Annotated in this window: 20 protein-coding genes and 3 pseudogenes; 20 read left to right on the forward strand and 3 right to left on the reverse strand. The window is 65.7% G+C overall.

Features of this window, described 5'->3' with window-relative positions:
• The first annotated feature begins 123 nt into the window (after positions 1-123).
• From AB5S05_RS12035 to AB5S05_RS12080, 10 genes and pseudogenes are all read left to right on the forward strand, one after another.
• Positions 124-1,146: an NAD(P)H-dependent glycerol-3-phosphate dehydrogenase gene (locus AB5S05_RS12035; RefSeq protein WP_369287763.1), complete on the forward strand. Its 1,023-nt coding sequence runs from the start codon at positions 124-126 to the stop codon at positions 1,144-1,146.
• Positions 1,147-1,169: 23 nt separating this feature from the next.
• Positions 1,170-1,517 (forward strand): DUF4389 domain-containing protein, encoded by a 348-nt coding sequence (locus tag AB5S05_RS12040; protein ID WP_369287764.1) that lies wholly within the window; start codon positions 1,170-1,172, stop codon positions 1,515-1,517.
• 10 nt (positions 1,518-1,527) lie between these two features.
• Positions 1,528-1,998, forward strand: a complete 471-nt coding sequence (sixA, locus tag AB5S05_RS12045; protein WP_369287765.1) for a phosphohistidine phosphatase SixA — start codon at positions 1,528-1,530, stop codon at positions 1,996-1,998.
• Positions 1,999-2,107: 109 nt separating this feature from the next.
• A complete protein-coding gene (locus tag AB5S05_RS12050; RefSeq protein ID WP_369287766.1) occupies positions 2,108-3,775 on the forward strand; it encodes an AMP-binding protein in 1,668 nt (555 codons plus the stop codon).
• Positions 3,776-3,847: 72 nt separating this feature from the next.
• Positions 3,848-4,295: pseudogene (locus tag AB5S05_RS12055) on the forward strand (hotdog fold thioesterase).
• Between the two features lie 138 nt (positions 4,296-4,433).
• Entirely contained in the window at positions 4,434-5,243 is an 810-nt protein-coding gene (locus AB5S05_RS12060; RefSeq protein WP_369287767.1) for an alpha/beta fold hydrolase, read from the forward strand.
• The gene (locus AB5S05_RS12065) at positions 5,240-6,103 is read left to right on the forward strand and encodes an alpha/beta hydrolase (RefSeq protein WP_369287768.1); all 864 of its coding nucleotides are present in this window, start codon (positions 5,240-5,242) and stop codon (positions 6,101-6,103) included. Before AB5S05_RS12060 ends, AB5S05_RS12065 begins: the two co-directional genes overlap by 4 nt.
• A 51-nt stretch (positions 6,104-6,154) precedes the next feature.
• Positions 6,155-6,817: a glutathione S-transferase family protein gene (locus AB5S05_RS12070; protein WP_369287769.1), complete on the forward strand. Its 663-nt coding sequence runs from the start codon at positions 6,155-6,157 to the stop codon at positions 6,815-6,817.
• A gap of 8 nt (positions 6,818-6,825) precedes the next feature.
• Positions 6,826-7,629: a DUF4892 domain-containing protein gene (locus AB5S05_RS12075; RefSeq protein ID WP_369287770.1), complete on the forward strand. Its 804-nt coding sequence runs from the start codon at positions 6,826-6,828 to the stop codon at positions 7,627-7,629.
• 124 nt (positions 7,630-7,753) lie between these two features.
• Complete coding sequence (locus AB5S05_RS12080; RefSeq protein WP_369287771.1) at positions 7,754-8,836, forward strand: AI-2E family transporter; 1,083 nt, start codon at positions 7,754-7,756, stop codon at positions 8,834-8,836.
• A gap of 18 nt (positions 8,837-8,854) precedes the next feature.
• Here AB5S05_RS12080 and AB5S05_RS12085 read toward each other — a convergent pair whose 3' ends face one another.
• The gene (locus AB5S05_RS12085; RefSeq protein ID WP_369287772.1) at positions 8,855-9,874 is read right to left on the reverse strand and encodes a patatin-like phospholipase family protein; all 1,020 of its coding nucleotides are present in this window, start codon (positions 9,872-9,874) and stop codon (positions 8,855-8,857) included.
• Between the two features lie 109 nt (positions 9,875-9,983).
• On the opposite strand from AB5S05_RS12085, the gene selD reads away from it, so the two are divergent.
• The 10 genes and pseudogenes from selD to AB5S05_RS12130 all read left to right on the forward strand — a co-directional run bounded on the left by selD (position 9,984) and on the right by AB5S05_RS12130 (position 20,518).
• Entirely contained in the window at positions 9,984-11,018 is a 1,035-nt protein-coding gene (gene selD, locus AB5S05_RS12090; RefSeq protein WP_369287773.1) for a selenide, water dikinase SelD, read from the forward strand.
• The gene (gene mnmH / locus AB5S05_RS12095) at positions 11,018-12,118 is read left to right on the forward strand and encodes a tRNA 2-selenouridine(34) synthase MnmH (RefSeq protein ID WP_369287774.1); all 1,101 of its coding nucleotides are present in this window, start codon (positions 11,018-11,020) and stop codon (positions 12,116-12,118) included. Before selD ends, mnmH begins: the two co-directional genes overlap by 1 nt.
• A gap of 151 nt (positions 12,119-12,269) precedes the next feature.
• Positions 12,270-12,548: a hypothetical protein gene (locus AB5S05_RS12100; protein WP_369287775.1), complete on the forward strand. Its 279-nt coding sequence runs from the start codon at positions 12,270-12,272 to the stop codon at positions 12,546-12,548.
• Positions 12,549-12,916: 368 nt separating this feature from the next.
• A pseudogene (locus tag AB5S05_RS22200) lies at positions 12,917-14,002 on the forward strand (HAMP domain-containing protein); the annotation flags it as partial.
• 348 nt (positions 14,003-14,350) lie between these two features.
• Positions 14,351-14,857, forward strand: a pseudogene (locus AB5S05_RS22205) (methyl-accepting chemotaxis protein); the annotation flags it as partial.
• A 112-nt stretch (positions 14,858-14,969) separates the two neighbouring features.
• A complete protein-coding gene (locus AB5S05_RS12110) occupies positions 14,970-15,887 on the forward strand; it encodes an AAA family ATPase (RefSeq protein ID WP_369287777.1) in 918 nt (305 codons plus the stop codon).
• Complete coding sequence (locus tag AB5S05_RS12115) at positions 15,884-16,840, forward strand: DUF58 domain-containing protein (RefSeq protein WP_369287778.1); 957 nt, start codon at positions 15,884-15,886, stop codon at positions 16,838-16,840. Before AB5S05_RS12110 ends, AB5S05_RS12115 begins: the two co-directional genes overlap by 4 nt.
• A complete protein-coding gene (locus tag AB5S05_RS12120) occupies positions 16,837-18,840 on the forward strand; it encodes a transglutaminase TgpA family protein (protein ID WP_369287779.1) in 2,004 nt (667 codons plus the stop codon). The genes AB5S05_RS12115 and AB5S05_RS12120 overlap by 4 nt, the downstream gene beginning before the upstream one ends.
• The gene (locus AB5S05_RS12125; RefSeq protein WP_369287780.1) at positions 18,840-19,610 is read left to right on the forward strand and encodes a CHAD domain-containing protein; all 771 of its coding nucleotides are present in this window, start codon (positions 18,840-18,842) and stop codon (positions 19,608-19,610) included. The genes AB5S05_RS12120 and AB5S05_RS12125 overlap by 1 nt, the downstream gene beginning before the upstream one ends.
• Before the next feature lie 110 nt (positions 19,611-19,720).
• Positions 19,721-20,518, forward strand: a complete 798-nt coding sequence (locus tag AB5S05_RS12130; protein ID WP_369287781.1) for an acyl-CoA thioesterase — start codon at positions 19,721-19,723, stop codon at positions 20,516-20,518.
• Between the two features lie 19 nt (positions 20,519-20,537).
• On the opposite strand, the gene AB5S05_RS12135 is transcribed toward AB5S05_RS12130, so the two are convergent.
• Together AB5S05_RS12135 and AB5S05_RS12140 are read right to left on the reverse strand one after the other, a co-directional pair.
• On the reverse strand, positions 20,538-22,019 hold the full coding sequence (locus tag AB5S05_RS12135; protein ID WP_369287782.1) for a methyl-accepting chemotaxis protein: 1,482 nt from the start codon (positions 22,017-22,019) through the stop codon (positions 20,538-20,540).
• Positions 22,020-22,151: 132 nt separating this feature from the next.
• Entirely contained in the window at positions 22,152-22,988 is an 837-nt protein-coding gene (locus AB5S05_RS12140; RefSeq protein ID WP_369287783.1) for a TatD family hydrolase, read from the reverse strand.
• Between the last annotated feature and the right edge of the window lie 22 nt (positions 22,989-23,010).

The raw sequence follows: 23,010 nt of genomic DNA on the forward strand, positions 1-23,010 counted from the left end.
TGCCAAGCCGACCCGCCGATGCCGATTGCCGGGTCGCTCGCCGCGCTTAAGGCTGGCCGCTGATGCCCTGGTCCGTATAATGCGCGCAGACTGCTATCGAGAATGGCCCATAACGGACTTCCTATGACTGAACAGCAACCCATCGCCGTGCTTGGCGGCGGCAGCTTCGGCACCGTCCTGGCAAACCTGCTGGCAGAGAACGGCCAGCGCGTGATGCTGTGGATGCGTGACCCGGAGCAGGCCGAAGCGATTCGCAGTGCTCGCGAGAACCCGCGCTACCTCAAAGGGGTAAAGATTCACCTCGGCGTGGAGCCGGTCACCGACTTGCCTGCGACCTTGCAGGCCTGCCAGATGGTGTTGGTGGCGTTGCCCTCGAGCGCCCTGCGCCAGGCCTTGCAGCCGGTGGCAGCATTGCTCGACGGCAAGCTGCTGGTCAGCACCACCAAGGGCATCGAGGCGCAGAGCTTCAAGCTGATGAGCCAGATTCTCGAGGAGATAGCGCCCAACGCGCGCATCGGCGTGCTGTCGGGCCCCAATCTGGCCAAGGAAGTCGCCGACCATGCCCTGACCGCCAGCGTGATTGCCAGCGAGGACGAGGAGCTTTGCCAGCGGGTGCAGGCCGCTCTGCACGGCCGCACGTTTCGCGTCTACGCCAGTGGCGACCGCTTCGGTGTCGAGCTGGGCGGAGCGTTGAAGAATGTCTACGCGATCATGGCTGGCATGGCGGCAGCCTTGGGCATGGGCGAAAACACCCGCAGCATGTTGATCACCCGTGCGCTGGCGGAGATGACCCGGTTTGCCGTGCACCTGGGCGCCAACCCGATGACGTTCCTCGGCCTGGCCGGGGTCGGCGACCTGATCGTCACCTGTTCGTCGGCGAAAAGCCGTAATTATCAGGTTGGTTATGCCCTGGGCGAGGGCCTGGGGCTGGAGGAGGCGGTGGCGCGCCTGGGCGAGGTGGCCGAAGGGGTCAATACCATCAAGGTGTTGAAGGCCAAGGCCGAGGAGCAGCAGGTGTATATGCCGCTGGTTGCCGGTTTGCATGCCATTCTGTTCGAGGGGCGTACCCTGGAGCAGGTGATCGAGGCGCTGATGCGCGCCGAGCCCAAGACCGACGTAGATTTCATTTCCACCAGCGGTTTCTGACTGCGACCGATAAGGAGATTGTCATGAGCGAAGAAAGCACGGAACTGGAGCGCGAATCCATCCTCCTGCGAATCATGTGGATGGTGGTGTTCACCATCGTCTGGCAACTGGCCGAGCTGCTGCTCGGCGCCACGGTGCTGCTGCAATTGGGCTACCGCTTGTTCTACGGCGCGCCCAACGACAGTCTGCTCGGGTTCGGCGACAGCCTGAGTCAATACCTGGCGCAGATCGGTCGTTTCGGTACCTTCAATACCGATGACAAGCCCTGGCCCTTCGCCGATTGGCCGACTCCTCAGTCGCCGCAGGGTGAGGCGCCTCATAGCGTGCCACCAGCCGCGCACCCGGTGCGTGACGAGGAGCCCAAGCTGTGAGCCTGCTCGCGTGAGGCTGTGGTTGCTTCGCCATGGCGAAGCCCAGGCGCAGGCGCGCAGCGATGCCGAGCGCACCCTGACCGCGCGCGGTCGTGAGGAGATCGCGCAAGTGGCGGTGCAGCTGCAAGCGCGGCCGCTTGCGGCAATCCTGGCCAGTCCCTACGTGCGGGCCCAGCAGAGCGCTGCCCTGGTGCGCGATGCACTGGGTTTGGTCGACGACATCCATACCGTGCCCTGGCTGACGCCGGACAGCGATCCGCGCCTGGTCCTTACCAGGCTGGATGACTATGCCGGAGAAGAAGTGCTGCTGGTGACTCATCAGCCCCTGGTTGGCGCCCTGGCGGGGCTGCTGATTCATGGCCACCGCCAGCAGCCGCTACCGATGCATACCGCCAGTCTGGCCGAGCTGGACGGCGAGTTGGTAGCAGCAGGGGCAATGGATCTGCTGGCCCTGGTGCATCCCCATCAGTCGTTGAAATAGCACTACACAGCGAAACATTTCTTAACTTGCGGCTCGACTTTGTGCGTGGAATAGTCCGACCAAGCAGTTGCTCGGTTGGCTCCACAAAAACAACAAAGGAGAAAGGCCTGTGGTTGATGCTATTCGTTTGCCATTGCAAGTGTTCTACGAGCGCGAGGCGCGTCATCCGAATAAGCGCTACCTGGTGCAGCCACTGCCCGGTGGCGGGCTGGAGGAGTTGAGCTGGGCCGACGTCGGCGAGCAGGCACGCCGCGCCGCCGGCTGGCTGCGCAGCCGCGAACTGACCCAGGGCAGCCGCATCGCGATCATTTCCAAGAATTGCGCGCACTGGATCATTGCTGACCTGGCGATCTGGATGGCCGGCCATGTGTCGGTGCCACTGTACCCGAACCTCACTGCCGACTCGGTACGCCAGGTACTCGAGCATGCCGAGGCGGCGCTGGCTTTTGTCGGCAAGCTGGACGACTGGCCTGGCATGGCGCCGGGCATCCCTGATTCGCTGCTGACCATCGGCATGCCGCTGCGCCCGGACGGCGACTTCGACTACCTGTGGAGCGATCTGCAGGCATGCACGCCGATCCAGGATCAGCCAGTGCGCAGCGCCGATCAGCTTGCCAGCATCATCTACACCTCCGGCACCACCGGCATGCCGAAAGGGGTGATGCAGACATTCGGCAGTTTCGGTTTCGCCGCCGGCAACGCCATCGAACTGTTCGGCATCGCTGAGCAGGACCGGGTGCTGTCCTACTTGCCGCTGTGTCACGTCGCCGAGCGTATGTTCGTCGAGCTGTCATCGATCTATTCGGGGCAGACGGTGTTCTTCGCCGACAGCCTGGATACCTTTCTCGACGACCTGCGGCGGGCGCGTCCGACCGTCCTGTTCGGTGTGCCGAGGATCTGGACCAAGTTCCAGATGGGGGTCTATAGCCGGATGCCGGCGCGGCGGCTGGACCGGCTGCTGCGCTTGCCGCTGATCGGCCCCGTGGTCGGCAAGAAGGTATTGGCCGGCCTGGGGCTGGACGCCGTGCGCTATGCGCTGTCCGGCGCGGCGCCGGTGCCGGAGGCGCTGCTCAACTGGTACCGGCGCCTGGGCCTGGAGGTGCTCGAGGTCTATGGCATGACCGAGAATTGCGGATACTCCCACGCCGGCCGACCGGGCAAGTTCAAGTCCGGCTGGATCGGCCAGAACAGCACCGGCGTCGAGGTACGCATCGCCGAAGATGGCGAGGTGCAGGTGCGCAGTGGCGCGACCATGCGCGGCTACTACAAGGAGCCGGAAAAAACCGCTGAAGTACTGACTGTCGATGGCTTCCTGCGTACCGGCGACAAGGGCGAGCAGGATGCCGAGGGCAATCTGCGCCTGACTGGACGGATCAAGGAGATCTTCAAGACCAGCAAGGGCAAGTATGTCGCGCCGGCACCGATCGAGAACCGCCTGGCCGTGCACTCGCGGATCGAACAGGTGTGCGTGGTGGGCGACGGTATGCCGCAACCGATGGCCCTGTGCGTGCTGTCCGAGATCGGCCGGCAGGAAGCGGCCAATGGCAGTCGAGCCACCTTGGAAGGCAGCTTGAAGCAGTTGCTCGACGAGGTGAACCAGGCGCTCGACCAGCACGAACGCCTGCAGCGCCTGGTGCTGGTCAAGGACAGCTGGGCGGTGGACAACGGCTTCCTGACCCCGACCCTGAAAATCAAGCGCAATGTGGTCGAGGGCACCTATGGGCCACGTTTCGCCGAGTGGGGCGAACAGCGCGACCCGGTGCTCTGGCACGATTGAACGGCAACCGGGGCTGCCCGATCGAGGGAAGCCCCTGTCTATCCCGATGACCCGCGATAGCGAGGATCTTGCATGAGCCTCTGGAGACAGTCCCCCGAAATCGAGCAACTCAACGCCACCCTGCGAGACACCATCGGCGAGCAACTGGATATCCGCTTCGAGGCCTTCGATGACGCGCTCGATCAGCGCCAGCATGGTCGTCGATCGGCGCACTCGGCAAGCCTACGGCCTGCTCCATGGCGGCGCCTCGGTGGTGCTGGCCGAGACCCTGGGCTCGATGGCCAGCTACCTGTGTATCGACACCGAGCGCTTCTACTGCGTGGGTCTGGAGGTCAACGCCAATCACCTGCGCGGCCTGCGTAGCGGGCGGGTCACGGCGGTGGCGCGGCCGGTTCATCTGGGTCGCACGACCCATGTCTGGGACATTCGCCTGAGCGGCGAGGACGGCAAGCTCAGCTGCATTTCGCGCTTGACCATGGCCATAGTGCCCTTGGCCGGGAAGGGGCCCGCTCCGTCCTGAGTGCCCAGCGCGGCAAGGCGCATGGCACGCGCCCCATGAGCTTTGGCCATAGTGCCGTCATTCACTGGCCGTTCTGTCATTGCTGCTCAGGGACGACTGCTGGACAATCTGGCGATCCTTTTGCGTAAGTCGATGACCATGCTCCAGTCCGTTTTCTTTGCCCATGCCAATGGTTTTCCCTCCGCCACCTACGCCAAGTTGTTCGCGGCCCTGGCCCCCGAATACCGGGTGCAGCACCTCGAGTTGCACGGCCATGACCCGCGCTTTCCGGTCGATGACAACTGGGCGAGTCTGGTCGCAGAGCTGATTCACCACCTCGAGGCGCGCGCCGAGCCGGTCTGGGGAGTCGGGCACTCGCTTGGCGGCGTGCTGCACTACCACGCCGCGCTGCAGCGTCCCGACCTCTATCGCGGGGTGGTGATGCTCGACTCGCCGGTACTGACCCTGGCCGATCGAATGGTCATCCGTGCGGCCAAGCGCTTCGGTTTTATCGACCGCATCACCCCCGCCGGGCGCACCCTCGGGCGGCGTGAGGAATTCGGCGACCTGGACGAAGCACGCCGCTACTTTGCCGGCAAGAGCCTGTTCCGCCGCTTCGACCCGGAGTGCCTGGATGCCTATCTGCAACATGGCCTGCACAGCACCGGCAGGAGCCTGCGCCTGCGTTTCGATCCGGCCACCGAAATCAGCATCTATCGCAACGTGCCGCACACCAGTCCGGGGCGGCCGCAGCAGCTGCGGGTGCCGCTGGCGATGGTTCGCGGGCGCCATAGCCGGGTGGTGATGCGCCATCACGCACGCCTGGTACGGCGCATGCCGCGTGGCGAATACCTGAGTCTGCCGGGCGGGCACATGTTTCCGCTGGAGCGTCCGCAGGATACCGCCGAGTTGCTCAAGTCACTGTTCGCGCGCTGGGACGAGCCGTTCCCCAGCAAGGAGTCCGCATGAGTCCTATTTTCGAGGAGGTGCGCCTGCGCCTGCCGCATATCGAGCTGGCCGCCCACCTCTACGGGCCCGAGGATGGCCTGCCGGTGATCGCCCTGCATGGCTGGCTGGATAACGCCGCGAGCTTCGCTCGGCTGGCGCCAAGGCTGCCGGGGTTGCGTATCGTCGCCCTGGACTTTGCCGGTCACGGGCACTCCGATCATCGCCCGTTGGGCGCCAGCTATGCCATCTGGGACTATGTCCACGATGTACTGCAGGTCGCCGAACAGTTCGGCTGGCAGCGCTTCTCCCTGCTTGGTCATTCCATGGGCGCCATCGTCTCGGTGCTGCTGGCCGGCGCGCTTCCCGAACGGGTCGCGCGCCTGGCCCTGATCGACGGCCTGATGCCCTACACCGGCGAAGCCGAGAGCGCGCCGCAGAAGCTGGCCGAGGCCCTCAAGGCGCAGATGGCCCTGGCCGGCAAGCGCAAGCCGGTCTATGCGCAGTTCGATCGGGCGGTAGAGGCGCGCATGCGCGGTGTCGGCGCGGTCAGTCGCGAGGCCGCCGAACTGCTGGCGCAGCGCGGGTTGATGCCGGTGCCGGGTGGCTTTACCTGGCGCACCGATAGTCGACTAACCTTACCCTCACCGTTGCGCCTGACCCGCGCCCATGCCCAGGCCTTCGTCCGCCACCTGCAATGCCCCACCAGCCTGGTGCTGGCCGAGCAGGGCATGCTGCTGGCCCAGCCGGGGTTGCGCGAGTTGCTCGAGGAGGTATCGGTCAGCCGGACCGAGTTGCCGGGCGGCCATCATCTGCACCTGGATGACGAGGGCGGCGCGCAGCTCGTAGCAGACTGTTTCAATCCTTTCTTGCGCTCGCCTTGACTTGCCGGAAGCAACTGGGGAAAGGTGGTGCCGACTGCCATGGAGATTTGCATGATCGACCTGTATACCGCCGCCACTCCCAATGGCCACAAGGTGTCCATCGCTCTGGAAGAGCTCGAGTTGCCCTACCAGGTGCATGCACTGAGTTTCGACAGGAAAGAGCAGAAGACCCCGGCATTTCTCGCGATCAACCCCAATGGCCGAATTCCGGCGATCGTCGACCGCGCCAATGGTGATTTCGCCGTGTTCGAGTCGGGGGCCATCCTCGTCTATCTGGCCGAGCTGACCGGCAAGCTGATGCCCCAGGATGCCAAGGGGCGCTCGCGGGTGCTGCAGTGGCTGATGTTCCAGATGGGCGGCATCGGCCCGATGCAGGGCCAGGCCAACGTGTTCTTCCGCTACTTTCCGGAACGACTGCCAAGCGCCATCGACCGTTATCAGCACGAGACCCGCCGTCTCTACGAGGTGCTCGACCGGCGGCTGGGCGAGGTCGAGTACCTGGCTGGCGACTACAGCATCGCCGATATCGCCAGCTACCCCTGGGTGCGTATCCACGACTGGTCGGGGGTTGCGGTCGAAGGGCTGCAACACCTGCAGCGCTGGATGGCGGCGCTCGAGGCGCGCCCCGCGGTACAGCGAGGCCTGCAGGTGCCGCGACGCGAAACCAACGACGATCGCGCGGTGAAAACCGCTCAGTCGATGCTGATCCGGTGAGGGCGGCCATGCGTTGTCTCGTTCTGGGGACCGGCCTGTTGGCCGCTGTATCGGCGTTCGCCGAGGATGTGCCTGGCAGTCATGATCTGGAGTTTCTGCCGCGTTTTCCCGGTACCCAGATCGTTCGCTTTGCCGAGGCGGCCGAGCAGGAGCGGACCTATCCGCAAGGCGCGGTTCGCCGTATCAGCGGGCGGCTGCGCTATGAGCGCGAGGTACAGGTGCAGGGGCGGTACGTCTCCCTGACCTATGAACTGCCGCGTACCCATTCGGCCGGTGAGGTGTTTACCGCGGCCCGCGAGGCCATGCAGGCGCAGGGTGCCGAACTGTTGTACTGGTGCCAGGAGCGCGAGTGCGGGCCAAGCAACCTGTGGGCCAATGCGGTGTTCGGCCAGTCCATCCTCTATGGTTCCGACGAGCAGCAGGCCTATGTGCTGATGCGCCTGGCCGAGCCCCGTCAAGACAGCTTGCTGGCGCTTTACAGCATCACCCGTGGCAATCGGCGCGCCTACCTGCATGTCGAGTGGCTGGGCGCCGATGGGCCGCTCGGCGACCTGCGGCCCACTCCGGCGACGCTGCTGCGACAGCTGCGTGACAGCGGCGAGCTGCGTCTGCCCGGGCAGACCGAACCGAGCGAGCCCTGGGCGGTGCTGCTGGCCCGCAGTCTCAACCTGGACAGCACCCTGCGGGTCAGCCTGGCCGGCAGCCAGGCCGCGGCCTGGCGCCAGGCCCTGATCGACAAGCGGGTGCGCGCCGCACGGCTGGAACTGGGCGATGCCGAGACGCCGGGGCTGCGGATCAGCCTGCTGCGCTGAGGTTCGCTGATGCGCGCCGTCGGCTTGTCGGCCCCGACGCGCACAAGGCATTCTAGGTGGGTGCGCGCCGTGCCTTGTGAATCAGGTGATGGCGGCGTTTCTTGTCTTCTTGGGGGCTTGCTGGATGCTCAATAACGACCGCCTGCTGGTGCAGATCCTGCTTCTGGGGCTGCTGGGCGCCAGCTTGTGGGTGCTTGCACCGTTCTGGTCGGCGCTATTCTGGGCGGGGGTGTTGGCCTTCGCCAGCTGGCCACTGATGCGCTTGCTGACACGCTGGCTGAGGGGGCGACAGGCGGCCGCCGCCGGCCTTTTGACCTGCGGCTGGATCGTCCTGGTGGCGGTGCCGCTGGTCATGCTCGGTTTCAATTTGGCCGACCACATCCGCGATGCCACGGTGATGATCAAGGGGTTCCAGGTCGAGGGCTTGCCGGCGCCGCCAGCCTGGCTGGCAGGTGTACCCCTGGTGGGGCAGAGCCTGGTCGATGGCTGGCAAACCATCGATCAGCAGGGGGCTGCGCTCTTTGCCACCCTGCGGCCGTATCTGGGGCAGGTGGGCAACTGGCTGCTGGCGCGTAGCGCGCAGCTGGGTGGCGGGGTCCTGGAGCTGGCCCTGAGCCTGGTGCTGGTGTTTTTCTTTTATCGGGACGGCCCGCGTCTGGCCGCGTTCGTCCACAGCCTGCTGGAGCGTCTGATCGGCGACCGCGCGGAACACTATCTCGAACTGGTGGCCGGTACCGTGCAGCGCGTGGTCAACGGGGTCATAGGCACGGCCGCGGCGCAGGCCGTGCTGGCGCTGGTCGGCCTGTATATAGCCGGTGTTCCGGGGGCCATGCTGCTGGCCAGTCTGACCTTCGTGCTCAGCCTGATCCCCATGGGGCCGCCTCTGGTCTGGGTGCCGGCCACCGCCTGGCTAGCCAGCCAGGGCGACTATGGGTATGCCATTTTCCTCGGGATCTGGGGGTTCTTCGTGATCAGCGGGGTGGACAATTTCCTCAAACCCTACCTGATCAGCCGAGGCGGCAATCTGCCGCTGGTGGTTGTGCTGCTTGGGGTGTTTGGCGGCATCCTGGCCTTTGGCTTCATGGGCCTGTTTCTCGGCCCGACCTTGCTCGCCGTGGCCTATAGGCTGCTCGGCGACTGGGTCGCCAATGCACCGGTCAGCGCCGATGTCATCGAGACCGAGGCGCAGGCGCGGGAGTCGAAGTAAGCCGGGGCGTCCCTGGCCTCAGTCTTCGCCGCGCTCATATTTGTCCAGGGCGTCACGGGCGATCAGCTGGCCCAGGCGGATCAGCTCCGGCGCTTTGTAGAACTCGAAGAAACGACAGGCCCGGCGCGGCACATTGACCAGGATATCCGGTGGGTAGCCGGCGATCTTGTACTGCGCGAGGGATGTCTGCATCACCTCGAAGCTCTGGTTGATCAGCTCCAGCAGGGAGGCCGGCCCACTGATATCGGCGATTCGCGAACCGCTGGCGGACTTGGTGGCGGCGGCGCTCTCCTGTTCACCCCCGTTCAGTGGTGACTCCTCGATCAGCGCAGCGGCGGCCGCTGGTTCATCTTCCAGCAACAGCAGGGCATCGTCCTCGCCATTCTTGCGACGAAAGGAGGGCAGGCGCGAACCAAGCGAATTCATCATCTGATCGAAGCGCCCCTTGAGTGCCGGTGGCCGCTCGATCTCGGGCAGCGGGTAGTGGCGCTGGCTGGTCGAGTTGAGGTTGACCGCGATGATCAGGTCGCAGTGACTGGAAACCACCGGTACGATCGGCAGTGGGTTGAGCAGGCCGCCATCAACCAGCATGCGCTTGCCTTGGACCACCGGGGTGAACAGGCTGGGAATGGCGGCCGAGGCGCGCATGGCCTGGTGCAGGCAGCCTTCCTGAAACCAGATTTCCTGCTGATTGGTCAGGTCGGTGGCCACGGCGGTAAAGGTGATCGGCAGGTCTTCGATATTGATCTCGCCGACGATTTCGCGGATGCGACCGAAGACCTTCTCGCCACGAATGGCGCCGAGGCGGAAACTGACGTCGAGCAGACGCAAGACGTCGAGGTAGTCCAGGCTCTGCGTCCAGTCGCGGTATTCCTGGAGCTTGCCGGCCGCATGGATGCCACCGACCACCGCACCCATGGAACAGCCCGCGATACAGGTGATCTCATAGCCGCGCGCCTCCAGTTCCTCGATCACCCCGATGTGCGCATAACCGCGCGCGCCGCCGGCCCCCAAGACCAAGGCTACTCGCTTAGACATGTTTGCCCCCCATAACGCATTGTTTTATCAACATACGCTCGGCGTTCGCCGACGCCAAGACAGCTTTTGCTAGAATGCCGCCGCCTGTCGACCCGATCAGAGAGATTCCATGAGCGAGCCCATTCGATTGACCCAATACAGCCATGGCGCCGGTTGCGGCTGCAAGATTTCCCCCAAGGTACTGGAGGTGATCCTGGCCGGCAGCGGCGCGCAGAATCTCGACCCGAACCTGTGGGTGGGCAATGCCTCGCGTGACGATGCCGCGGTCTATGCTATCGACGGTGAGCGCGGCGTGGTGTCGACCACCGACTTTTTCATGCCGATTGTCGACGACCCCTATGATTTCGGCCGGATCGCCGCCACCAATGCGATCAGCGATGTTTACGCGATGGGCGGCGATCCGCTGATGGCCATCGCGATTCTCGGCTGGCCGGTCAATGTACTGGCTCCGGAAGTGGCCCGCGAGGTGATCCGTGGCGGGCGTGCCGTCTGCGACGAGGCGGGCATTGCGCTGGCCGGTGGCCATTCGATCGATGCGCCCGAGCCGATCTTCGGCCTGGCGGTCACCGGTCTGGTCGAGAAGCGCCATATGAAACGCAATGACACCGCCCAGGTCGGAGACAAGCTGTACCTGAGCAAGCCACTGGGCATCGGTATCCTCACCACCGCCGAGAAGAAGGCCAAACTGCGTGCCGAAGACATCGGCCTGGCGCGCGACTGGATGTGCACCCTGAACAAACCCGGCAGCCGTTTCGGCAAGCTGCCGGCCGTCAACGCGATGACCGATGTCACCGGCTTCGGCCTGCTCGGCCACCTGGTCGAAATGGCCGACGGCAGCGGCCTGAGCGCTCGCATCGAGTTCGCCAGGGTGCCGCGCCTGGCCAGCGTCGAGTACTACCTGGAGCAGGGCTGTATCCCCGGCGGCACCCAGCGCAACTTCGACAGCTATGGCGACAGGATTGCCCCGCTGAGCGAGCTGCACAAGCTGCTGCTGTGTGACCCGCAGACCAGCGGCGGCCTGCTGATCGCCGTAGGCGAGGCGGGCGAGGCGGAGTTTCTGGCGGTCGCCAGGGAGCTGGGCCTGGCGCTGGAGCCAATCGGCCAGCTGCAGGCGCGCCAGACCCACGCGGTCGAGGTGGTGTGATGCGGGCCAATACCAGCGATTATCGCCAGCTGTTTCTCGACGATGTGCCGATGATGGATGCGCGCGCCCCGGTGGAATTCGCCAAGGGTGCCTTTCCCTGTGCGGTCAACCTGCCGCTGATGGACGATAGCGAGCGGCAAAAGGTCGGCACCTGTTACAAGCAGCATGGCCAGCAGGCGGCCATCGAACTGGGTCATCGCCTGGTCAGTGGCGAGACCAAGGCGCAGCGCCTGGCCGCCTGGGCGGCCTTTGCCCAGGCCAACCCGCAGGGTTACCTGTACTGCTTTCGTGGCGGCCTGCGTTCGCAGACCGTTCAGCACTGGTTGAAAAGCGAGGCCGGAATCGACTATCCCCTGGTAACCGGGGGCTACAAGGCGATGCGCAGCTTCTTGATCGAGACCACCGAGCAGGCCCTGGCGCAGTGCGATTTCATTCTGGTCGGCGGCATGACCGGCACCGGCAAGACCGAGGTGATCGCCCAACTCGGCAACGCCCTGGACCTGGAGGGGCACGCCAATCACCGCGGCTCCAGCTTCGGCAAGCGGGCCACCAGTCAGCCGGGCCAGATCGACTTCGAGAACGCCTTGGCCATCGACATCCTGAAGAAGCGTGCGGCGGGCCTCGAGCAGTTCGTGCTTGAGGACGAGGGCCGCATCATCGGCAAGTGCTCGTTGCCGCTGCCGCTCTATCAGGGCATGCAGCGCTTTCCGCTGGTGTGGCTGGAGGACAGCCTGAGCGGGCGTGTCGAACGCATTCTCAAGGACTACGTGGTCGATCTGAGCGCCGAGTTCATCGCCCTGCTGGGGCCGGAGGAAGGCTTCAGGACCTTCGCCGAACGCCTGCAGCAAAGCTTGGCGAACATCGTCAAACGACTCGGCGGCGAGCGCTATCAGCGGCTGGCGGCAATCATGGACCAGGCCTTGCAGGAACAGGCCGGTCAGGGTGATCTGGGCCTGCATCGTGCCTGGATCGAGGCGCTGCTCGTGGAGTACTACGACCCGATGTATGCCTACCAGCGCGAGAACAAGTCCGGGCGGATCGAGTTCGTCGGCGAACAGGCCGCTGTGGTGGAGTTTCTCCGCGAGCGGGCACAGGGCTGAAGGCGCGGCACTTTTTGCCACCCCGCCCGTCCTATCGGAATAGGCATAGATCACTATGCTATGAAGCAAAGTGATGGTACAGGCGCGCGTTGCTCGAGCAATGGAGTCCGCGTGAGCCTTGGGTTGTTGTCCTTAGTCTGGAGTATGCGAAATGAAAGCCTGGATCTGCTTGCCGATGATTGCCCTGGTACTGGCCGGTTGCGCCGGTAAGACGGCCTATCGCGATAGTTGCGCCAATCAGCTCAATGCGGCCTGGCGTGAGCTGGACCTGGCCAAGGCCGAGGGGTTTGCGGGGACAGTGAGTTATTCCAAAGCCCTGTCGCTGCTGACAGCGGCTAAGACCCAGCAGCAGTTCGAAGCCTACGAAGGCTGCACCAGTAAATCCGAACGAGCGCGCTTCTATATCCGCGAGTCGCGCGCCGGCCGCTGAGCCGGCAGCTATTCCTTCCCTCGTCACCCCCGTGCCGACCGGCGCTGGCTAAGGTTCGGCGACGGTCGGCCGATAGCCCCATGGCAGCCTTTCGTCATCGACCGGGTTTGGGCGTGCGGTTATCCAGTCCGGCCGATGGGCGTGTGACGGCGCAGCCACTAGGTGGCTGCGCCGTCATTGGGCAATGATCTGAAAACGACTGTTAGTTAGTTGATTTCACCAACGCTAGCTTGGCCCGCTTGTCGCGGGGCAAGCGCTGCTCCTATGTTGTCACGCGGGAACGCGAGCGGGTCGGGCAGCCTACAGGGGTGCTTGGTAGTCACCTTGGGGAAGGAGTTGCGAATATGTGGACTGTTCTGCTGCGGGGTATGGCCAGCCTGAGCACGGCGAAGAAGCTGGCGCTGGGTTTCGGTGTGGTGCTGGCGCTGACCGCCTTGGTGGCTGCCACCGGTCTGTCGGCGTTGCGCGAGGTCGGCGACCGCTCGGCCTTGCTCGAGCGCATGAGCACGATCAACTCCCAGGTACTGCGGATTCGCCGCAGTGAGCAGGACTTCGCCCTGACCGGCAATGCGCAGCACGTCACCGCCCTGCACGAGCAGGCCGATGCGATTCTGCAGAACAGCGAGAGCCTGCGCGCCGAGTTGCCGAGCGACGAAAGCCAGGCGCTGGGCGAGGTGGCCGACGCCTTGGCCGAGTACCGTGCGGCCTTCGACCGCTATGTCGAGCTGACCGAAAACATGCAGCTGTCTCTGGAGGCGGCCAACTGGCTGGTGGTCAGCGCCGCCAACAGCCTGGACCTGCTTCAGGAAGGCCTGAGCGAGGATGGCATCGACTTGCTCAAGAGCAGCCAGGGTGGCGAAGGCACCGAGTCGGTGCAGCAGGCCGGCCAGATCGGCAAGATTCACCAACTGTTGTTGATGGCGCTCAATCAGGCGCGCGAGCGCCTGGAGAAGAGTCGCAGCACCGGCGAAGTGGCCGATACGGCGATTGAGGAAGCCGTGGAGGCCCAGAAATTGGCCGGCGAACTGCGTGATGCCATGCAGGATCCAGGTTATGCGTCGGTGCTGGTCGAGGTCATCGGCAACGTCAATTCCTTCAACGAGCGCCTAAAGCAGTACACCGCCTATCTGCAGCAGCAGAAGCAGGAGCATGTGCGGCTGGTCGAGCAGGCCGAGCGCATCCTCGGCCTGGTGGATCAGGCCGATGCCCGCCAGAAAGACAGCCTGCAGGCGCAGCTGCAGGCCAGCACCTGGCTGATTTTGCTGGCCACCGTGCTGGCTCTGCTGATCGGCCTGCTGGCAACACTGAGCATTACCCTGTTGATCGTGCGGCCGCTCAAGCAGGTGATCGAACTGGCTCGGCAGATCGCCGGTGGCGACCTGAGCGTGCAGATCGACGTACAGCGCCGTGACGAAGTAGGGCAGCTGCAGGGCGCCATGCAGAGCATGTCGAGCAACCTGCGCGAAATGGTCGGTCATCTCCAGGGCGGTGTGACGCAGATTTCGGCGTCTGCCCAGTCCCTGTCGACGGTAACCGAGCAGACCCGTCTGGGCGTCAACGGCCAGAAGGTGGAAACCGACCAGGTGGCCACGGCCATGAGTGAGATGACCGCCACCGTGCATGAGGTGGCGCGCAACGCCGAGGCGGCGGCCAACTCCACCGAGCAGGCCGACAACCGGGTGAGCAGCGGTGTCGAGGTAGTGCGCCAGACCCTGGGGCGGATCGACCAATTGGCGGCGGCCATGGTCGTTACCACCCAGAGCATCGAGCGACTGAGCCAGGACACCCAGCGCATCGACTCGGTGCTCGATGTGATCAAGGCCGTCGCCGAACAGACCAACCTGCTGGCGCTCAACGCCGCCATCGAAGCGGCCCGGGCCGGCGAGCAAGGCCGTGGCTTCGCCGTGGTGGCCGATGAGGTGCGCGCCCTGGCCCGGCGGACCCAGCAGTCTACTGCGGAGATCGAGGGCTTGATCGCCAGCCTGCGCGAGGGTGCCCGGCGCTCGGTGGAGGACATGCGCCAGAGCGGCGCACTGGTCGAGCACGTGGTACGCGACGCCAATCAGACCGAGGGGGCGTTGACTGGTATCGCCGAGGCGGTGACGCTGATCTTCGAGATGAATCAGCAGATCGCCGCGGCGGCCGAGGAGCAGAGCGCCGTGGCCGAGGAGATCAGCCGCAGCATTACCTCGATCCGCGATATCGCCGATCAGTCGGCCGCGGCCATGGACGAGACCGCCGAGTCGAGTACCAGGCTGGCGAGCCTGGGCCGCGACCTGCAGGGCATGGCGGCGCACTTTCGCCTGTGATCAGCCTGCCCCCCAGCAACACCGCGCACAGTTTCGTGAGCAAAGGTTACCGGGTGCTTTGCCCGGAAGGAGCAGGCCAGTAGCATCGTGTCACTTGCATGAGGAGTGAGCGATGCGCACCAAACTGGATACCTGCCTGGCCGCGGTGAATCAGGTGCTGTTGGGCAAGGAGCCGCAGGTACGCCTGGCCGTGGCCTGCCTGCTGGCGCGCGGGCACCTGTTGATCGAAGACCTGCCGGGGATGGGCAAGACCACCCTCAGCCACGCGCTGGCCAAGGTGCTGGGGCTGAGCTTTCAGCGTATCCAGTTCACCTCTGACCTGCTCCCCGGCGACATTCTCGGCACCTCGGTGTTCGACCGGCACAGTGGACAGTTCAGCTTCCACCCCGGGCCGATCTTCGCCGAACTGGTGCTGGCTGACGAGATCAACCGGGCCACGCCGAAGAGCCAAAGTGCGTTGCTCGAAGCCATGGAGGAGGGCCAGGTGACCATCGAGGGCGCAACCCGACCGCTGCCCGAACCCTTTTTCGTCATTGCCACGCAGAACCCGGTAACCCAGGGCGGCACCTTCGCCCTGCCGGAGTCGCAACTGGACCGCTTCCTCATGCGCCTGTCACTGGGGTATCCGGCCAAGGCGGCGGAGCGGGCCTTGCTCTTGGGCGACTCACGCCGATCACTGCTGCCGCGCCTGGAGCCGGTGCTCGATCATGCCGAATTGGCCATGATTCAGGCCGAAGTGCCCAAGGTGCGCGTCAGCGATGCCCTGGTGGATTACGTGCTGCGCCTGGTCGAGGCGACGCGTTGCCAGCCCCAGTTCGCCTGGGGGCTGTCGCCGCGGGCGAGCCTGGCATTGCTGGGCGCGGCGCGGGCCTGGGCATTTATGGCCGGGCGCGATTACGTGATTCCCGAGGATGTGCAAGCGGTGTTGCCGTCGGTGGTCGGCCATCGCCTGCGCGAACGCGCCGACCCTGCCGGTCACGGCGCCGGAGCCCTGGTTCAGTGGCTGCTGAGCGAGGTGTCGGCGCTGTGAGCGCATGGCTCAAGCCGCACTGGGATCGCTGGCTGGCCCGTCGGATCCCGCAGTCGCCCGTCGTGCGCCTCAATCAGCGACGGATTTTCATCCTCCCGACGCGGGTCGGCGCGGCTTTCGCCCTGGCCCTGCTGCTGATGCTGCTGGCGGCGATCAACTACCAGAACAGCCTGGCCTATGGCCTGACCTTCATGCTCGGCGCGGTATTCGTCATCACCATCCTGCATACCTACCGCAACCTCGCCGGCCTGATCCTCAAGGCCGCGGGGGCGAGCCCGGTATTCGCCGGTGAGTGCGGGCACTTTCGCGTGCGCCTGGAAAGCGACGCGCGATCGCATCAGGCGATTGCCCTGGGCTGGCCGCCGAGCGAGTTGCAGAGCCTGGATGTGCCGGCGCAGGGGAGCAGCGATTGCGAACTGAACCTGCCGGCGTTGCACCGGGGCTGGCTGCGCCCGGGTCGCCTGCGGGTCGAGAGCCGCTTTCCGCTGGGCATTCTGGTGGCCTGGAGCTGGGTCGATCTCGATCAGGCGCTGTTGGTCTACCCGCAGCCAAAGGCGGGCGAGTTGCTGCTGGCCGGCGGCGCCGATGAGCAGCAGGAGGTCCCAGGCTCACAAGTCCAGGGGCGCGGTGCCGAGGATTTTCAGGGCCTCAAACACTATCAGCCGGGCGAATCCAGGCGTCGCCTGCACTGGAAGGCGTATTCGCGCGGGCAGGGGCTGCTGGTCAAGGACTTCGCCGCCCTGAGCGGCGAGGACCTCGTGCTGGATTTCGACCAACTCGGTGGTGATGTCGAAACGCGCCTGTCGCTGCTTTGCCATTGGGTGCTGCAACTGTCCCGGCGCCAGCAGGCCTTCGCCCTGTACCTGCCAGATCAGGTCCTTCCCTGCGACAGCGGCGAACGCCACCGCGAGAACTGCCTGCGGGCTCTGGCGCTGTTCGGTGAGTCTGGATGAACGGCGCGGCGGCGATACCGCGGATCAGCCTGATCTGGCTGCTGGTGGCCCAGGCGCTGGTGATCATCCCGCACCTGGGGCATTTGCCGCTCTGGGTCGTGGCCTTGTGGCTTGTCTGCGCGGCCTGGCGAGTGCAGATCTTCCGCATGCGCATGGGCTATCCCAATGGCTGGCTCCGGGGCGGTCTGATTCTGGGCGCGGCGGCAGGGGTATTGCTGTCGCGCGGCAGTCTGGTCGGGCTGGATGCCGGCGTGGTGCTGCTGATCGCCGCCTTCATTCTCAAGCTGCTGGAAATGCGCACGCGGCGTGATGCCCTGGTGCTGATCTTTCTCGGTTTCTTCTCGGTGGTCACCGCCTACCTGTTCGACGATGGCATCCTCGCCGCGCTCTACAGTCTGCTGCCGGTGACCGCCTTGCTCGCCGCGCTGATCGGCCTGCAACAGAGCGATGTGGCGGCTCAGCCATGGCCGACCTTACGACTGGCCGCTGGCCTGCTGTTGCAGGCGCTGCCGTTGATGCTGCTGCTGTTTGTGCTATTTCCGCGCCTGGAGCCGCTGTGGTCGATGCCGGCACCGAAAAACCGGGCGCTCAGCGGCCTGTCCGAGAGCATGGCGCCGGCGGACATCGCCGAGCTGAGCCGTTCGCCGGCGCTGGTATTTAGGGCCAGCTTCGAGGGTAGAACGCCACCGCGTAGCGAGCTGTATTGGCGGGCCCTGACCCTGGACCATTTCGATGGCCGGCGCTGGTCGCAGTCGAGCCTGAGCAAGCAGGCGCCACCCGCCCTCTGGGAGAAGCGCGGGGAGCCCCTGCACTACAGCATCATCATGCAGCCAAGTGCGCAGCCCTGGCTGTTCGCCCTGGATGTCGGCGAAACCCGATTGGCGCACACCCGGCAGATGAGCGACTTCCGCCTGCAGCTTCCGGGCCCGGTCGATCGGGCGTTGCTGTACCGGGTCAGCTCCTGGCCGGCGGTGGTGCGCGAGCCGGACGCGAGTGCCGCGCGCCTGGCCACTGCCCTGCAACTGCCAGTCGGCGGTGATCCGCGCAGCCGCGCCTGGGGTGCCGAGCTCAGGCGGCAGTATCCGCAGGCCGAGCAACTGGTGCAGGCATTGCTCAGCCGCTTCAACCGCCAGCCCTTCGGCTATACGCTGCGCCCGCCGAAGCTGGGTCGCGACAGCATCGATGAGTTTCTGTTCGAGACGCGTAGCGGCTTTTGCGCCCATTACGCCGGTGCCATGACCTTCGTCCTGCGCGCGGCCGGCATCCCGGCGCGAGTGGTGGCCGGGTATCAGGGCGGGGAGTACAACCCGGCGGGCAACTATATTCAGGTGCGCCAGTTCGATGCCCATGCCTGGGTCGAGTACTGGCAGCCCGGTCGCGGCTGGCTGGCGGTCGACCCGACCTTTCAGGTCGCCCCCGAACGCATCGAGGCCGGCCTGGAGGAGGCGCTGGCGCAGGAGCAGAGCTTTCTCGAAGACCTGCCGTTTTCGCCGCTGCGCTATCGCCAGCTCGACTGGCTCAACCGCCTGCGCCTGGGCTGGGATAATCTCAACTATGGTTGGCAGCGCTGGGTGTTGGGCTACCAAGGCGCTGAACAGCTGCGCCTGCTGCAGCGCTGGTTCGGTCATACCGACGGGCGCACGCTGGGCTTCGCGCTGGTTGCCGGCGCCGGCCTTCTGCTGGCTGTGCTGGCCCTCTGGCTGTTCAAGCCCTGGCAGCGCGAGGTGGATGCGCAGCAGCGCCTGTTCAGACGCTTCGAGCGCTTGCTGGCGCGCCATGCAGTGCCCCGTTCGCCCGGCGAGGGCGCACGGGCCTATGCTGAACGTGCAGCCCGGGCCCTGCCGCAGCAGGCTGGGCCGATCCGCCGCTTCGCCGATGCCTACGAACAGCAGCGCTATGCGGGGGGGAATGCGTCGCCCGCGCTGTTGCGGACGCAGCTGGCGGCGTTGCGGCGAGCGCTGCCCTGGCGCTTGACGAGTCTGGAACGAGATAGCAGGTGATGAAGGATCAGTTTGAAGCCGTGCTGACGACGCTGCTGCGCCTGCAGGTGGCGCTCTACGCCTGTCACGAGCGCATGGCCGCCGGAACGGACGCGGAGGCGCTTCACGATCTGCGTGTCACCCTGCGCAGGTTGCGCAGCCTGCTGCGCCCCTTGCGCAAGCTGCCGGCATGCGCGCAGCTGCAGCAGCGGGCCGCCGCGTTTGGCCACCTCAGTGGCCCCGTGCGCGACCTCGAGGTGCTGCTCGCGCACCTGCAGGCGAAGGGGCCCGCCGATGCCTTCAGGCGGCGTCAGCCGCAAGTGCGCCAGGGCCATTCGGCATTGCTCGACAGCGCCGAGCTGTCGGCCCTGTTCGCCGCCCTGGACGCTTGGCCAGCGCTGTGGCGTGAGGCGCGGGCAGACGGCCAGCTCGACGGCCTGCACAAGAGGATCAGGCGCCGTCTGCGCAAGCAGCAGCGGCAGCTGGCGGCGGCGCTGCTCGACCCGGCCCATGATCGCCATCGCCTGCGCCTGTTGATCAAGCGGGTCCGCTACGGGGCCGAGGCCTATCCACAGCAGGCCGGTCTATCCGGCAAGGTGCTGATGCGGCTGAAGCAGGCGCAGTCGGAGCTGGGCGACTGGCATGACTACTTCCAGTGGCTGGCGCGGGCCGAGCAGGAGCCTGACCTGCAACCTTGCGTGGACGGCTGGCGTCGCGCCATGCGGGCGACCGAGCGGGCCGCTGACCAGGCGCTTGAGGCGCTGCGACTGGTGTTTGCCTCTGGATCCTGAAATGTTGGCCAAATTACCCGCTTGGTTTGGCTGAATTGCTGCACTCGGAGGCTACTGTCGGGCTGCGGTTATCCCCTAAGATCACCCTGCATTCCTATGGTGAGGTGGTTATGAGGTTCTCCGAGTTGCTCGAGGCGGTGCGCGCAAAGCCCCAGGCGGTGGTTATTCCTGCGGACTGGGGTCAGGGGCGCGCCAGTTTCGGCGGCTTGATCGCGGCGCTGGTGTACGAGGCCATGCAGGCCCAGGTGCCGGCCGGACGGCCACTGCGTTCGCTGGCTATCACCTTTGTCGGGCCGGTCGCGGCCGAGGTGCCGACGCGCTTCGAGGCCGAGGTGCTGCGCGAAGGCAAGGCGGTCAGCCAGGTCCTGGGGCGTGCAGTACAGGACGGCCAGGTAGTGACCCTGGTGCAGGGCAGTTTCGGTGCGGCGCGGCAGTCGGCGGTAGAGGTGGCGGCGATGGCCGCGCCCTGCGTAAAGCCGGTGGAGGAGTGCCAGGAGTTGCCCTATGTGCGCAACGTAACGCCTGAGTTCACTCGATTCCTGGCGATGCGCTGGGCGATTGGCGGCATGCCGTTCAGCAATAATCCATCGCGGGAGATGGGCGGCTGGGTACGCCTGCGCGACACCGAGAATGCCGAGCCGGTTGGCAATGCGCACCTGCTGGCGCTGGTCGACGCCTGGCCGCCGGCGCTGCTGTCGCATCTGCGGGCACCCGCGCCGGGTAGTTCGCTGACCTGGACCATCGAGTTCATCCAGCCGCCGGCGCAGCTGAGTACCCAGGACTGGTGCCTGTACCGTGCGCAGATCGAACATGCGCGCGATGGCTACGGCCATGTCGCCGCGGCGTTGTGGAGCCCTGGCGGCGAATTGTTGGCGATCAGCCGGCAGACGGTGACGGTCTTCGGCTGATCGCCAGGCGCTGCCGGGGTCAGAGCTTGAGCTGACGGATGGCCTTGTTCAGCTCGCCGGCCAGCGCGGCAAGTTCGCTGCTGGTGCTGGCCGATCCGCTGGTCTGCTGCACGGTCTGTTCGGTGACGTCGCGAATGCTGACCACCGCGCGGTTCATCTCTTCGGCGACCTGACTCTGCTGCTCGGCAGCCACGGCAATCTGCGTGTTGCTCTCGCGCATGTTCGCCACCGAGCCGGTGATGGCCGCTAGTGCCTCGCCGGCCTCGCGGGCCTGTTGCACGCAGTCGTCGGCCTTGAGCGAGCTTTCCTGCATGAACTCGACGGCATCGCGGGTACCGCTCTGCAGGGTGGTGATCATCTGGGTGATCTCGTCGGTCGAGTCCTGCACGCGCTTGGCCAGGTTGCGTACTTCATCGGCCACCACGGCGAAGCCACGGCCCATTTCCCCGGCACGGGCGGCTTCGATGGCGGCGTTGAGGGCGAGCAGGTTGGTCTGCTCGGCAATCCCATGGATCTCGCTGACCACGCCGCTGATTTTCTGGCTGTCGGCGGCCAGCTGCTGAATCATTTGCGCCGTTTGCTGCACGCCACTGGACAGCCCGGCGATCGACTGGCCGACGCGCACCACCACCTGCTGGCCATTGCCGGCCAGCTGTTCGGCGCTCTTCGACTGGTCGCGGGTATCGGCGGTGTGCTGGGCGATGTGGTGCACCGTGGTGGACATCTCGTTGATCGCAGTGGCGGCCTGTTCGGTCTCGCACTGTTGTTCGAGCATGCCCTGGCGTACGTCGCGCATGCTGCTGGCCAGGCGCTCGGCGCCTTCGTCCAGGCGCGCCGCGGTCTGGGCCACGATCCCGACTACCCGCTGGTAGCCGGCCTGCATGGCATTGAAGGCCGAGGCCATCTGGCCGACTTCGTCGCGGCAATCGAGCGGCACCCGGGCGGCCAGGTCGCCGTTCTTCTCGACCAGCAGCATCACATCCTTGAGGGTGTTGAGGTGGCTCAGCAGAAAGCGGATCAACAGCTGCGAGGCGCCCAGCAGGATCAGCATCAACAGGGCCACGACCAGCGCGTAGCTCGGTGCGCGTTCGGCGAATACCTGCATCAGCCCGGGGGCCTGGGCGAGCACCGCCAGGCGTTTGCCCTGACCCAGGTCGACGACCACGGCGCCGATCGGCGTTGCCTGGCCCGCGAGGCTGTCGTGCTCCAGCTCGACCCAGCCGCGTGCCCGGCTCAGTGCAGCGCCCTGGTTGGCGGGCAGGCGCGGTGTCTCGCCTTCGGCGAAGGCCACCAGCTGCGGCGCCTTGGGCAGCGGCTGATCCGCAGGCCACTGGCCGAATAGGCTGGCCTGCTCCAGAGCGGCATGCTTGGCGGCGTCGCTGCGCGCCTGTTGCTCTACGTGCAGCGCATACAGGACCAGTAGCAGGGTGGTGACGAAGGCCACCGCATTGACGGCCCAGAACTTGTATCTGAGGGAAAGATCGCGAACCCAAGTACCCATGGCTTCTTCTTCTGATTCGTGGGGAAACGGTATCTGGCAAAGTGCCGGCACTGTCTCCCAGAACGGCGTTGGAGCCGTTGATCCGGGTCAACAGGGCGGTCAGTTTTGTTAGCGACCGCAGTTGCCGAGACTTTAGGAAAACTTGTCCGCTTCGTCAGTGCTTTCCGGGATCGTCGGCAGGCCGAAGAAGCGCCGGGCGCAGGCACTGCTGTGGGTCGCCAGGGCCTGCGCGCTCTCACCGCGGAGCCGGGCCACTTCGCGCAGCACCTCGGTGAGAAATGCCGGCTCGTTGCGCCCGCTCTTGGGCTTCGGACGCAGAGTGCGGGGGAGCAAAAAGGGGGCGTCGCTTTCGAGCATCAGGCGGCCGGCCGGGATATCCCTGACCAGCGGCTGCAGGTGCTTACCGCGGCGCTCGTCGCAGATCCAGCCGGTAATGCCGATGTGCAGGTCGAGGTCCAGGTAGTTGTACAAGGCCCGCTTCTCGCCGGTGAAGCAGTGCACCACCGCCCCCGGCAGGCGGTCGCGGAAGCCGCGCAGGATCGCCAGCAGGCGCTGGTCGGCATCGCGCTCATGGAGGAACACCGGCCGCTGCAGCTCCACCGCCAGCGCCAGCTGCTCCTCGAGCACCTTTTCCTGTTGCGGCCGTGGCGAGAAGTCGCGATTGAAGTCCAGGCCGCATTCGCCCACGGCCCGTACCTCGGGCTCGGCCAGCAGGGCCTTGAGCCGACTGGCGCTCTCGCCGTTCCAGCTGCTGGCATCGTGCGGGTGGATGCCGGCGGTGCTGAACAGGCGCTGGCCGCTCTCATCCAGTCGACGGCACAGCAGCAGCGCCTGCTCGCTTTCTTCCTGGCTGGTGCCGGTCAGCAGCAGTTGGCAGATCCCCGCGGCATAGGCCCGGTCAAGTATGACTTGGTGCTGGTCGGCGAAACTTGGGTGGGTCAGATTGACGCCGATGTCGATGAGCTGCATGGTGCTACCTGCTGGTTGGGGC

Origin of the sequence: Pseudomonas zhanjiangensis (assembly GCF_041027545.1) — a bacterium.
Classification (GTDB): Bacteria; Pseudomonadota; Gammaproteobacteria; order Pseudomonadales; family Pseudomonadaceae; genus Aquipseudomonas; species Aquipseudomonas zhanjiangensis.